Here is an 11805-nt window from a genome sequence, read left to right as displayed (position 1 = left end):
TCTCAAGCGTGGGGCCCGGCATGGCTTGCATCTGATGCCGGGCGGAAATCACCAGCGGTAGTGCGCGAAGGCCCGGTTGGACTCGGCCATCTTGTGCGTGTCCTCGCGACGCTTCACGGAGGCCCCGAGGCCGTTGGAAGCGTCCAGGAGCTCGTTCTGCAGGCGCTCGATCATCGTCTTCTCGCGGCGGGCCTGCGAGAAGGAGACCAGCCAGCGCAGCGCCAGCGTGGTGGAGCGGCCCGGCTTGACCTCGATCGGCACCTGGTAGGTGGCACCACCGACGCGGCGGCTCTTCACCTCGATGGTGGGCTTCACGTTGTCGAGGGCGCGCTTCAGCGTGACGACCGGGTCGGTGCCCGTCTTCTCGCGAGCGCCTTCGAGCGCGCCGTACACGATGCGCTCGGCCAGGGACCGCTTCCCGTCCTTCAGCACCTTGTTCACCAGCTGGGTGACCAGCGGGGAGGCGTAGACGGGGTCGGAGATCAGCGGCCGCTTCGGGGCCGGACCCTTGCGGGGCATTAGCTCTTCTCCTTCTTCGCGCCGTACCGGCTGCGCGCCTGCTTGCGGTTCTTGACACCCTGCGTGTCGAGCGAACCGCGGATGATCTTGTAACGGACACCCGGAAGGTCCTTCACACGACCACCACGCACGAGCACCATCGAGTGCTCCTGCAGGTTGTGGCCCTCACCGGGGATGTAGGCGGTGACCTCGATGCCGCTGGTCAGCTTCACACGCGCGACCTTGCGCAGCGCCGAGTTCGGCTTCTTGGGGGTCGTGGTGTACACGCGGGTGCACACGCCACGCCGCTGCGGGCTCCCCTTGAGGGCCGCGGTCTTCTGCTTGGCAGCCTTGTCCTGGCGGCCCTTGCGGACCAGCTGCTGGATCGTGGGCAATGGACCAGCTTCCTGTCGTGATCTGCTTCTTCGTGTCTTCACCGGCCCCCGCGGTCGGGCGTGTCGGCCCGCGTCACGGTCTCTCGACCGGTAACTTCCCGGAGGGATTTTCCGTCGGAACCCCGACCTGCCGAAGCCGGTGACCGGGTGCCTGAGCACCCCGCCCATGCGCACGGCACGCGGAGCGGCCCGACGCCTGCCGGGCACGGTCTCCAAAGATACCCGCCCGGGTCCGGACGGAACGCGGCGGGGGGTCTGAAGGTCGGCGAACCTCCAGCCTACCTCTCGGTGCCGCCCCGCCGGGGGATGTTCCGGAGTCCGGTCGTGGTGGCGTGCCGGTCCGCCGGGCCCGCGGGGCCCTGGGCGATTCCCGGCAGTGTTTCCAACACCGCGGGCCCCGGGAATGTTCCGCGGCCGGGGCGCGCGGCGGCCGGTGCCGGGACGAGCCGTCCACGGCACCGGCCCGAGCGGGCCGGAGCCCGCCGGCGTCAGTCCTCGTCGGGCTTCGCGTGGTCCGGCTTGCCCGGGTTCGGGTCGCGCGAGAGGTCGATGAGCGGGTGCACCCCGGCCCCCTCCGGCGCCGCGTGGCTGCCCGTCGACTTCGGTTCTTCGTCGGGCCGGCCGGCCCCTTCGCTGCTGCTCATCACGCACTCCTAGCGCTGTTCCCCTGCTTCCCCTTGCGGCGGCAACCTACCCATTACCCGACCGGGTGATGCAGTGGGATCGGATCCGGCGTTCCGTGCGTCACACCGTCGCCGAAGGGCCACGATGAGTGGTGAGCAGCACGCGCACGGGAGGGAACGAGGGGCATGGCGGCCGAGTTCGACCAGCTGGTAGCCGAGTTCGAGCGGTTCCAGTCGGGCATCCGGAACGTCGACGACCGGTTCGCCGGCCTCGGCGCGATGCAGTAGCAGCTGACCGAGCTGCGGGCGAGCGCTTCCTCGCCGGACGGCGGCGTGACCGTCGTCACCGGGCCCGGCGGCGCGGTCCTCGACGTCAAGTTCACCGACGCCGCGCTCGCGAAGGGCGCGCAGGCCCTCTCCGCGGCGCTCATGGCGACGCTCCGGGAAGCCGTCGGCGAGGCCGCGCGGCGCCAGGTGGTGCTCGTCCGGGAACACCTGGGCGACGAGCTCGGCCTGGTCGACCAGGTCCTCGAGACGCAGGCGGAGGCGTTCGGAACCACCGTCGGGGAACTGCGGTCGAAGCTCACGCGGGAAGAGGCGGCCCCGCCGGAGGACTTCTCCGAGCAGCGTGTCCTTCGGCAAGCGGACGCACCTCAGCCGCCACCCGCGGGTGGTGGGTCCGCGGGCGACACACCGAGAAGGTCGGCCAGTCCGACGTCGGGGACAAGTCGTGGGGCGTGGTCGGCCTGTTCACCAAGCGCGGGTACGACGAAACCCTCCAGGAGCTGCGTGACCTGCTGGCGTCGATGGCCGAGGGCCTGACGTCGGCGCAGGCGAAGTTCACCGATGCGGCCGATGTCTACCAGGGCACCGAAGACGACCACGCGGCGTTCTTCGGCCGGCTCGAGGTCCAGCTCGACGGCCCGCGAGCGGCGTCAGCGTGAAGAGCGACGACCCCACGACCGTGCTCGGGGTGAACGTCGGCCACGCGGTCAAGGCGACGCCCTTCGTGGGCAGCGCGGTGACCGTCGGCAAGGACGTCGTCTCGGTGGTCGAGGCCGCCGGCGCGCCGCACCCGGACGGTGTCGACATCGCGCTCGGGCTCGGCACGATCGCGACCGACACGACGAGCTTCATCCAGTCGAGCGCGAGCACGATCACCGACATCGCGACCGACCCGCTCGGCTGGCTCGTCGGGCAGGGGCTGAACTTCCTGATCAGCGCGGTCCAGCCGATCCAGGACGCGATCCACTTCGTCAGCGGAGACGGGCCCGCACTCGGCGTCGCCGCGGACAACTTCAACGCCATCGCCACCGGGCTCGACCAGCTGGCGAAGAACTTCGCCGAGGTCGCCGACACCTCGCTGGCCGGCTGGCGGGGCGACGCGGGCGACGCCGCGCGCCGGTCGCTCGGCGAGTTCGCCCACGGCATCGGCGGCGTCTCGGCGAAGTCCGGCGACCAGGCGCGGATGCTGCAGCTGAGCAGCATGCTGATGAGCTTCGTCGAGGACCTGATCAAGGCGATCCTCACCGAGCTGGTCACCTGGCTGGTCATGATCTGGATCCCGGCGCTGGCGGCCGCGGTGCCCACCTGCGGGGCCTCGGTCGCCACCGCGGGCACGGCGTCGGAGGTCAAGCTCGGCACGACCGCCGCGAAGACGACGCAGAAGGTGTCGAAGGTCCGCGAGCTGCTGCAGAAGATCCTCGACTGGCTGCGGAAGATGAAGGCCAAGCTCGCGGCGACCAAGCTGGGCAAGGTCTTCGCCGACGGCAAGACCGCGAAGAAGCTGGGCGAGATCGCCGAGCGGGACGCGGGCAAGAGCCTGGCCGGCAAGCTCACGGGCGCCGACGGGATGATCGGCAAGCGGGCCGGGAAGAACGCGCTGGCCGAGATGGCGAAGAAGGGCGGCGAGGCCGCGGCCAAGAGCGTCTTCGGGTTCAACCCGGCCAAGCCCGGCGACAACCCGGCCAAGACGCTCAACGACCACCTCGGCAAGCTCGACCGCCACGTCAAGAACGCCAAGAAGGCGAGCGGCTACGGCGAGACCGGCCGGCACCAATCCGACGAACAGACCCGCGAGGACCTGGACTTCTGATGCCCGTGGTGGTGGTGATCGTCCTGATCGCGGCGGTGTTCGCGGGCGCGGCCGCGATCTGGTGGCGGTCGCACGCGAAGTTCGTCGAAAGCCGCAAGGAGCACTGGTTCAAGGCGTTCGCGGCCGAGCGCGGCGGCACCTTCGACAGCGGCGTGCCGAGCGACACGCGGGCGGTTCCGTCGTTCGGGGTCGGCCACCCCAGCGGCCGCCCGCTGGCCGGCAGCACCACGACGTGGATCGAATTCCGCCACGGGGACCGGCCGGTGATCGCCATCGACGCCCAGGAGCCGTACCGGCACTTCGACGACCACACCTACTTCCGCGACATCCACGTCACGCAGGTGCGGGTGCCGCCGAGCCCCGAGCTGCGGATCACCGCGGGGACGGTGTCGATGCCCACGGACCCGCGGCTCGAGGGCGAGCTGAGCCGCTGGCTGGCCGCCACCCCGCGGTTCGCGCGGCGGGACGTCGTCGTCGAGCACGGCTCGGCGCGGACGTGGGGGCCGGGCTGCGCAACCCGGCAGAACATCGTCGCCGAGGCCGGCTACCTCGCCGACCTGGCCGACAGCCTGCCCGCGGCGCTGTGGAGCGTCAGCGGCGGCGCGTCGTGAGGTGCGTCAAGCCCGCCGACAACGCGAACACCAGGCCCAGCCCCACGATGTAGGGGCCGGCCAGCAGGGCGAACCCCGCGCCGATGTTGGCGTCGGCCTGCTTGTCCGACTGGAAACCGATCGCCCCCACCGACAGCAGGATCGCGCCCACCGTGATCAGCAGAACGGCCACCACCGCGAGGCGCTTCGTGACAGTCGTCATGTCCTCATCGTGCCCGGCGCCACGCGAATTCGCTGGACAGCGACCCCAGGATGAGGACGTGAACTGGAAGATCACCCAGATCGACGTCGCCCGGGTGGACGCCGTCGCGATCATGCGCGCCTACATGGATGAAGTCGCTTCGCGCTACTACGGGCGCCAGGCCACCGAAGCCGAGATCGACCAGGCGCTCGCCGACGAGCCCGGCACCGACCTGGTGCCGCCCACGGGGGCCTTCTTCGTCGGGTACCTCGGCGGGGCGGTCGCGGGCTGCGCCGGGACCCGCGTGGTGGCGCCGGGGATCAGCGAACTGACCAAGGTCTTCGTCAAGCCGGCGCACCGGGGCACCGGCGGCGCGCCCGCGCTGGTGGCGGCCGCCGAGGAAACCGCCCGGCGGCTCGGCTCCCGTCTCATGCGGCTCGACACCCGCCACGACCTCGTCGAGGCCCGCGCGCTGTACGCGAAGGTCGGTTACGAGGAAGTCGACCCCTTCAACGACGACCGGTTCGCCGAGCACTGGTTCGCCAAGGCCCTCAGCTGACGCACGCGGCGACCTCGCCGGGCGCCGACTTCTGCGTCTTCACCACCCGCCCGCCGACCGTGACGCGGCATTCGACCGCGCCGGTCCCCTGCCCGAGCAGCTGGATCGACCCGGGCGCCGCCCACGAGAGCTCCTTGCGCCACGGCAACGGGACCGCGAGCTCCTGGTGGACCAGGCCGAGGCCGTTCGCGTCGTAGACGACCGTCGCCGTGCCGGTGCCGTCCAGCTCGTAGGTCACCGGGTAGCCGGACGGGGCCGGCGGGGTCGAGGTGGACGTCACCGTCGCCATGATCGTGCGCGGCGGCACCGACGACCACGACGGCTCCCCCACCACCGCGACCGACGGCGAAGGCGGCGGCGAGCCGTCGTCGCCGAGGATGAAAATGCCCGCGGTGACCGCCGCGATCGCGATCACGGCGATGCCGAGCCTGCCCAGCAGCTGCCGGTTCACGGTTACTCCCAAGGGAAAGCGGCGGCCCCTCGGGCGAGGGGCCGCCGTCGGGTCAGAAGGAGGGCAGGAGCTTGCCCGGCACGCCGTTGACCGACTGGATCAGGCCGAGCACCGGGACGCCCAGCGGCGCGAACGTCCAGATGTTGTTCAGGCCGCTGGTGTCCGGCTCGTCGACCACGACGACACCGGGGGTGTCGGCGGCCAGCGCCGGCGCCGCCGCGCCGAACAGGGCGGCGCCGGTGAGGACGGCGACAGCGAGGGTCTTCTTCATGGGTTCTCTCCCGTTCAGGAAACAGCGGTGATCAGGTCGAAGACGGGCGCGAGCAGGTCGACCGGCTGGCCGAGCGGGCCGAGAACGCTGCCGAGGTCGACGCCGGGCACGAGCCAGACGGAACCGTCGGTCGGGTCGGCCGAGGCGACCCCGGCGGCGAGGCCGGTGAACGCCGTCGCCGCGACGAGCGGCAGCAGCACGCGGGCAGCAAGACGCTTCATGCTTTTCCTTTCGTTGCAAGGGTTTTTCAGCGGAGAACCGACGTGATCGGCACGATGGTTCCGTCGGGGACCCACTGGCCCGCGTAGTCGCGGTTCATCACCATTCCGGTGGCGTGGGGTTCGGTGGGGTACATCGGCATGGCGTTGACCTGGGCGGCGGCGAAGATCTGCACGTCACCCGCCGGCCGGTCCGCGCCCAGCCAGGTGCGGAAGCCGCCGAGCGTCGGGCTTTCGCCGCCGAAGCGGTCGCCGACCGCCACGGCGTACCCGACCGCGGTCGCCTCCCGCGGGTCGAACCGCAGCGGCAGCGACGCGCTCGCGACGGCGTTGACGATCGGCCCGTTCAGCAGCCACGGCGCCAGGTAGAGCCCGTACTGGTGGGTGGGTTCGAGGCGCTGCAGCTCGGCGGCCCGCGTCATCGCCGTATACCCGGCGCTCCAGCCGGAAACGACGACGAGCGCGGTGTCGGGCCCGGCGTCCGGCCGCACGGCGAGACCCGTGCGCGCCGAGGTTTCCCGCACCAGCTTCGCGGCCGCGACCCCCCGCGGTGAGTCGTCCTCGACCAACGTGAGCGCGGACGGCTTGCGCCCGGCGAGGAACTCGACGAGCTTGACCAGCGCTCCCCCGTCTTCCGGCGTCAGCGCGTCGGACGGGCACGCGCTCAGCACGTCGGCGCGGCCGGCGACCAGGCCGCCGAGCGCGGCCGAAGCGCATTCCGGCGCGTCGGCGTCGGTGATCGCCGGACCGGCCGCCGTCCCCGCGTCGACCTCGACGACGCTCGTCGCGTCACCGCGGCGGATTTCCAGGTCGCTGCGGCCGGGCGGCAGCTCGACGTCGGCCCAGGTGCCCTCGGCGCCCGGCCGCGCGACGGCCTTCGTGACCAGCCCACCAGCCCCCACGGACAGGTCGTCGCCCGCGCTCGCCGGGAAGTGGACGACGTTGCGGCCCGGCCGCTGCGGGCTGACGAGCACCGGGAACCCGGCGTCGTCGGCGAGCAGCGGCACGCCGGGCACGGGCAGCGGCGGCGGCACCGGGATCGCGCCGAGCGCGCTCCACGCGACGAACCCGAGCGCGACGCCGAGCACGCCGAACCGGTAAGCGCGGGCCTTGAAGACCCCGGCGAGCACGCTCGCCACCACCGGCAGCACCACCACGGCGACCACCGCGAGCCCGAAGAGCGTGCTGTAGAGCCGCCGGTCGAAGCCGAGGCCGGACACCCCGAACCGGACCGCGCCGGCCAGCACCAGCAGGCCGCCGAGGGTGAGCGCGAGGGGCCCGGGCCGGACGGCCGCCGTCGTGGCCGGGCCGAGCAGCGCGAAGCCGAACCACACGGCCGCGGCGGCGACGAACACCGTGTCGATCGCGAACTCGACGCCGGTGCCGCCGAGCGACGTCTCCAGCACGACGAGCACCAGCAGCGCGGCCGACGTCCAGCGGGTGGCCCGCGGGAGGACCGGCACCGCCACCGCGAGCACGACGTGGATCGCCAGCGCGATCACGTTGACGTCGGCGGCGAAGGCCGACACCACGGCGAGCAGCGCCGAAACCCCGCCGAGGACGTACAGCGTGCGCCGCGGCCGTTGCCCCGGCGTGCGCAGGAGACCGCCACCGGCGAGGAACGCCGTGGACAGCAGCAGGGCCAGCCGGAGCACCAGCGCCAAGATGTCCACAGTGGACGAACCGGTGGTCGCGGAGTGGTCGTGTTCCATCGGGACCTTCCGAGGAGAGGCGGGCGGGGCCGCGAACGACCCCGCCCGCGTCGGCTACTTGATGTTCGCGTCGGCGACCACGAACAGCTCGGAGTGCGGCTTCGCGTTGCCGAAGTCCCCGTGCGGCCACGACTTGCGGTTGAAGTTGATGCCGACCTGCCCGGTGAACTCGTCCCGGAAGTTCGAGTCGACCGAGACCTTCCCGTCCGGCCCGAGGTTCAGCAGGTTGACCTTGTGGTCACCGTCCAAACCGGACCGGGCGACGAAGTAGTTCGACACCGCGAGGTGCTGCGGCGACGTGGTTTCGTGGTAGAAGCCGTCGTCGCCGAGCGCCCAGTTGTCGTAGGCGCCCCAGTGCGGGCCCGCGCCCGGCGTGCCGGGGTTGATCGAGGCCGCGCCGACGACGGTCGGCAGGTCGCCGCCGCCGCCCTGCTGCGCCTTCGCCTTCGTGTCGACCCGGCCCTGGATGTCCTCGATCCGGTCGCCGGCGTTGACCAGCTTCTGGATGTCGAGGACGTAGACGCCGCCGGTGGTGCCGGGGTCGTCGGCCGAGAGGGTGCCCTTCTGCCGCCCGACGATCGCGCGGTAGAGGTACTTGTCGTCCGGGCTCGTCTGGATCCAGCCGCCGTTGGAGCTGGCGCCGTTCGAGTCGTTGTTCGCATAGATGGACTTGTTCGCCGCGCCGTCGTCGAACACCTCGATCCAGTGCGGCTCCTTCGCCGTGATGTCCGGCGTGTAGAACACCGCGCCGCCCTGCATGGTCTGGGCGAAGGCGCCCTTGTGGCCCGGCAGGTTGGTCACCGTGGTCTCCATGACCGCGCGGCTCTCGGCGTGCAGCGGGTCGGCCGGATCGGCGCGCGGGCCGTCCTGCAGGTACGACACCGACTTCAGCTTCGGGTGGTTGCGGTCGGAGATGTCCCAGGTCCGCACGGTCGGCCGGCGCAGGTACGGCGACGGCTGCTTCACCGGGTCGAGGATGATGTTGCGCGGCTCGGCGTAGTCGCTCGTGACGAGCGTGTTCAGGTCCTCGCGGGCCTGGATGCCGTGCGGGTTGGCGCAGGTCGGCGTGCCCAGCTGCGGCAGGTTGTCGCACAGCTTGGCGTTGTCGCCCTGCGGGGTCGCCGCCGGCGACTCCGAGAGCACCTGCGCGTTCTGTCCGAAGTGGACGACCTCGCCGGGGCTGCCCGCGAAGCCGTTGCCGATCTGGGTGGAGCCGTCGGCGTACGCGTGCGGGCCGGGCACGACCGGGCCGCCCATGTACGTGCCGTACGCGGTGCCGTCCTTGAGCACCCAGTAGGCGTCCGGGACGCTGCCGCCGAGGGTGTTGGTCGGCAGGCTGACGCCCTTGAGCTTCAGCTGCGGCAACGCGCTGACGTCGAAGGCGTACGTCGCCGCGGCGAACAGCGCGCCCGCGTAGATCGTGTCGCCCTTGTGCCACACGTACTGCATGTGGTGCGGCTCGTTTTCGACCAGCGGGCCGACGGTCGCGGTGTTGACGACCTTGCCGTACGTCGGCGAACCCTGCGTCGCGTCGATGACGGCGAGGAAGTCCGGCCCCGGCAACGCGTTCTTGATCTTGTTGAGGCCACCGCCGAGCGTGCCCGGCAGGTTCTTGACGTCCTTGACGAGCGTGTCGGCGATGTTCTCGTCACCGGCCCAGACCAGCAGCCACTTCTTCGGCGTCCCGCCCGCGGACCGCGATTCGGCCGCGAGATCCTTGGCCACCAGGTGGTTCTGCACCCAGTACTGCTTGCCGTCGGACGCGGTTTTCGCGTCGGTGATCGTCTGGACGTCGGCGTAGGCGCCGGTGGCCGAGCCGGTGTACGTGACCGCGCCGGCCGCGAGGGCGAGTGCGGCGGCGCCGGTCACCACCTTTCGCCACCGGCCGGGGCGCAACGGGGTCGATCGCATGGTTCTCCCTGTTCTCACGATTGGAAACCGTTGGGACACAACGGAAAGCTGACGTCAGCCGACCTGGACGGGATATTCGCGCCAAGCGGGCAAAGGGTCCAGCCGTGATCAAAGAATGAGAACCGACCCGAAAGGGTTAATCTCCCACGAAGTGGGCCGATTTGACGTCCCCTGCTACGCCAAACAGGTGAGGGGAGCGACTAGACCAACCGGCGGCGTCACTGTTGGTCACAATGGCGCAGCCCCGGCGCCTGAACGCCGGGGCTGCTCGTTATGATTTCGTTATGAAGTGCTGGGAACTCCGGTCAGAGTTTGGTGCCGCAGTCCGAGCAGAACAGCGCGCCCGGCTTGTTCGCTTCGCTCCCGCAACCGCCGCAGGCGACCTTCAGCGCCAGGGACGTGCCGCAGGAGGAGCAGAACTTCCCGCCGTCGGCCTTCAGGCCACAGCCCGGGCAGGTGACCTTGGCGCGCGTGTCGATGTCAAGGCCGGTGGTCCAGTCCTTCTCGCGGGCCTTGTCCCAGATCTGGTCGCGCTGCGCCGACGCCTGCGCACGCGAGATCTCCTCGGCGACGCTCGGAGAGCAGCGCAGGCACTGTCCGATCTCCTCGTTCCAGCACTGGTCCTGGCACATCCAGTCGCCGCAGCCGCGGCACTGGCGGAAGCTCGGCGTGATCTCCTTGACGGCGGCGGCCAGCGCCTTGTCCTTGGCGGGCGAGTTGGTCGCGCGGTCGTAGCGCCACTGGTCCGCCGAGTTGCTCAGGTCCCGCAGCGTCCCGCCGAAGAAGGAACCGACGGCGCGAAGCACGCTTCGCCCGGTCTCGACGTTGTCGCGCTGGAAGGCGGATCGATAGCCGTTGCCGCAGCGTTCGCACCGGAACTCGAACTGGTACCCCTGCGTGTTGGAGAGGTCCGAGAAGTTGTCCGTGAAGGGCACAGAGTCAGCCACGGCCCATCTTCGCCAGCCCGCAGCGGCCGCCGGGACGAGAATTTTGCCTACAACAGCCCCACTACGGTCCGTTGACCTGGGAAGATCACCGAATGTCACAGCCGCCGGGGAACGAGCAACACCAGCGGCAGCAGAGCCAGCACCCCGCCGACTACCGCGACGAGCGCGTACCCGCCGCCGGCGAACAGCTGCCCGGAGCCCAGCCCGGCGAGCGCGGACGCCGACCAGACGACCGCGTCGACGGTGCCCTGCACCCGGCTGCGCGTGGCGGGGGCCAGGTCGCGGGTCAGCTGCGCGCTGCCGCCGACGAACACCAGGTTCCAGCCGTACCCGAGCAGGAACAACGCCACCGGCAGGCCGGACGTGTGCGCGGTCGGGGCCGCGAGCGCCGTCGCCGTCGAGAGGGCGAGCACACCCAGGCCCGCGTTGACGGTGACGCTCGGGCCCCAGCGGTCGGCGATCCGGCCGGACAGCGGCGCCAGCGCGAACATGCCGAACAGGTGCGCGCTCAGCACCCAGCCGACGACGTCGAGCCCGTGCCCGTGGTTCTGCAGCTGCAACGGCGTCATCGTCATGACGGCGACCATCGTGAGCTGCGCGGCGACCATCGCGACCAGCGGCCGCGCGACGCCGGTCGCGCGCACCGGCCCGGCCACCGGCTTCTCCCGCGGGGGCGGGACGTGCCGCGGGAGGAACGCCGCCGCCAGCGCCGCCCCAGCCGTGGCGAGGACCGCGACGGCGACCGGCCCGGACAGCGCGGGCCAGCCGAAGCCGGTGACGACGTCCGCCGCCGGCGCCATCAGCGCCGGCCCGGCGAGCGCGCCGACGGTCCCGGCCCACACGACGTTCGAGAGCGCGCGGCCCCGGCGTTCCTCGGGGTAGAGGTCCGCGGCCAGGTAGCGCGACAGCTGCGCGCCGCCGTTGCCGAGGCCGACCAGCAGGATGCCCAGCAGGAGCGGCACGAGCGACGTCGTCAGCGCGCCGGCGAACGCGACCAGCGCCCCCGCCGCGGCGACGCCGTACCCGGCGGCCAGCACGCGACGACGGCCGTACGTCGGCAGCAGCAGGCCCGCGCCGAGCGCGCCGGCGGCCGTGCCGAGCACGTTCGCGACGCTCGGCAGGCCACTCCACCCCGGCCCGCTGCCCGCGGCGACGATCAGCGTCGCCGCCGTGCTCAGCCCGACCGTCGCGGTGTTGAGCAGCGCGACGCCGGCGAACAGCGCTCCCATGGACCGGGCCCGGCCGGTCACCGTCAAAGTCCCCATGACCAGCAACTTTAGGAACTTCCGGGGTGCGTTCGAAGGGGCGGCGAACGGCAAATCCGTGGCCACGG

At 71.5% G+C, this 11805-nt stretch carries 16 protein-coding genes; 5 read left to right on the top strand and 11 right to left on the bottom strand.

Annotated features, from left to right (window positions below; translation table 11 throughout):
* Positions 1 to 48: 48 nt before the first annotated feature.
* The 3 genes from rpsG to AB0J40_RS35440 form a co-directional block, all read right to left on the bottom strand.
* Positions 49 to 519, bottom strand: coding sequence for a 30S ribosomal protein S7 (gene rpsG / locus AB0J40_RS35450; RefSeq protein ID WP_003102106.1), 471 nt, complete (start codon positions 517 to 519; stop codon positions 49 to 51).
* Entirely contained in the window at positions 519 to 893 is a 375-nt protein-coding gene (gene rpsL / locus AB0J40_RS35445) for a 30S ribosomal protein S12 (protein ID WP_003102113.1), read from the bottom strand. The genes rpsG and rpsL overlap by 1 nt, the downstream gene beginning before the upstream one ends.
* Positions 894 to 1381: 488 nt before the next feature.
* Positions 1382 to 1537 (bottom strand): hypothetical protein, encoded by a 156-nt coding sequence (locus AB0J40_RS35440; protein ID WP_086675507.1) that lies wholly within the window; start codon positions 1535 to 1537, stop codon positions 1382 to 1384.
* 270 nt (positions 1538 to 1807) lie between these two features.
* Here AB0J40_RS35440 and AB0J40_RS35435 point away from each other — a divergent pair, with 270 nt between their 5' ends.
* Genes AB0J40_RS35435 through AB0J40_RS35420 form a run of 4 tightly spaced genes read left to right on the top strand, consistent with a single transcriptional unit; the run spans position 1808 to position 4222 of the window.
* The gene (locus AB0J40_RS35435; protein WP_364462557.1) at positions 1808 to 2338 is read left to right on the top strand and encodes a YbaB/EbfC family nucleoid-associated protein; all 531 of its coding nucleotides are present in this window, start codon (positions 1808 to 1810) and stop codon (positions 2336 to 2338) included.
* The gene (locus AB0J40_RS35430) at positions 2254 to 2460 is read left to right on the top strand and encodes a hypothetical protein (protein ID WP_364462168.1); all 207 of its coding nucleotides are present in this window, start codon (positions 2254 to 2256) and stop codon (positions 2458 to 2460) included. Before AB0J40_RS35435 ends, AB0J40_RS35430 begins: the two co-directional genes overlap by 85 nt.
* Positions 2457 to 3611, top strand: a complete 1155-nt coding sequence (locus AB0J40_RS35425; RefSeq protein ID WP_364462165.1) for a hypothetical protein — start codon at positions 2457 to 2459, stop codon at positions 3609 to 3611. The genes AB0J40_RS35430 and AB0J40_RS35425 overlap by 4 nt, the downstream gene beginning before the upstream one ends.
* Entirely contained in the window at positions 3611 to 4222 is a 612-nt protein-coding gene (locus tag AB0J40_RS35420) for a hypothetical protein (protein WP_364462162.1), read from the top strand. Before AB0J40_RS35425 ends, AB0J40_RS35420 begins: the two co-directional genes overlap by 1 nt.
* Here the strand turns inward: AB0J40_RS35420 and AB0J40_RS35415 are convergent.
* Positions 4203 to 4424 carry a hypothetical protein gene (locus AB0J40_RS35415; protein WP_364462159.1) on the bottom strand — a complete coding sequence of 74 codons (222 nt, stop codon included), beginning with the start codon at positions 4422 to 4424 and terminating at the stop codon, positions 4203 to 4205. The two genes, AB0J40_RS35420 and AB0J40_RS35415, sit on opposite strands and share 20 nt — an antisense overlap.
* Before the next feature lie 58 nt (positions 4425 to 4482).
* Between AB0J40_RS35415 and AB0J40_RS35410 the strand changes: the two genes are divergently transcribed.
* Positions 4483 to 4962, top strand: a complete 480-nt coding sequence (locus AB0J40_RS35410; protein WP_364462157.1) for a GNAT family N-acetyltransferase — start codon at positions 4483 to 4485, stop codon at positions 4960 to 4962.
* Here AB0J40_RS35410 and AB0J40_RS35405 read toward each other — a convergent pair.
* The 7 genes from AB0J40_RS35405 to AB0J40_RS35375 all read right to left on the bottom strand — a co-directional run bounded on the left by AB0J40_RS35405 (position 4955) and on the right by AB0J40_RS35375 (position 11737).
* The gene (locus tag AB0J40_RS35405; RefSeq protein WP_364462154.1) at positions 4955 to 5413 is read right to left on the bottom strand and encodes a hypothetical protein; all 459 of its coding nucleotides are present in this window, start codon (positions 5411 to 5413) and stop codon (positions 4955 to 4957) included. The genes AB0J40_RS35410 and AB0J40_RS35405 overlap by 8 nt on opposite strands.
* 52 nt (positions 5414 to 5465) lie before the next feature.
* Positions 5466 to 5684, bottom strand: coding sequence for a hypothetical protein (locus tag AB0J40_RS35400; RefSeq protein WP_364462151.1), 219 nt, complete (start codon positions 5682 to 5684; stop codon positions 5466 to 5468).
* A gap of 14 nt (positions 5685 to 5698) precedes the next feature.
* Positions 5699 to 5905, bottom strand: a complete 207-nt coding sequence (locus AB0J40_RS35395) for a hypothetical protein (RefSeq protein WP_360768190.1) — start codon at positions 5903 to 5905, stop codon at positions 5699 to 5701.
* Positions 5906 to 5931: 26 nt separating this feature from the next.
* Complete coding sequence (locus AB0J40_RS35390; RefSeq protein ID WP_364462148.1) at positions 5932 to 7614, bottom strand: hypothetical protein; 1683 nt, start codon at positions 7612 to 7614, stop codon at positions 5932 to 5934.
* Positions 7615 to 7668: 54 nt separating this feature from the next.
* Positions 7669 to 9525 carry a hypothetical protein gene (locus AB0J40_RS35385; RefSeq protein ID WP_364462146.1) on the bottom strand — a complete coding sequence of 619 codons (1857 nt, stop codon included), beginning with the start codon at positions 9523 to 9525 and terminating at the stop codon, positions 7669 to 7671.
* Between the two features lie 305 nt (positions 9526 to 9830).
* A complete protein-coding gene (locus tag AB0J40_RS35380; protein ID WP_364462143.1) occupies positions 9831 to 10472 on the bottom strand; it encodes a zinc ribbon domain-containing protein in 642 nt (213 codons plus the stop codon).
* A 95-nt stretch (positions 10473 to 10567) separates the two neighbouring features.
* Positions 10568 to 11737 carry an MFS transporter gene (locus AB0J40_RS35375; RefSeq protein ID WP_364462140.1) on the bottom strand — a complete coding sequence of 390 codons (1170 nt, stop codon included), beginning with the start codon at positions 11735 to 11737 and terminating at the stop codon, positions 10568 to 10570.
* Between the last annotated feature and the right edge of the window lie 68 nt (positions 11738 to 11805).

It is taken from the genome of Amycolatopsis sp. NPDC049691, from assembly GCF_040675005.1.
Taxonomy (GTDB): Bacteria; Actinomycetota; Actinomycetes; order Mycobacteriales; family Pseudonocardiaceae; genus Amycolatopsis.
The sequence above is the reverse complement of the archived record's forward strand: the minus strand, read 5'-3'. Positions and strand labels throughout refer to the sequence as shown.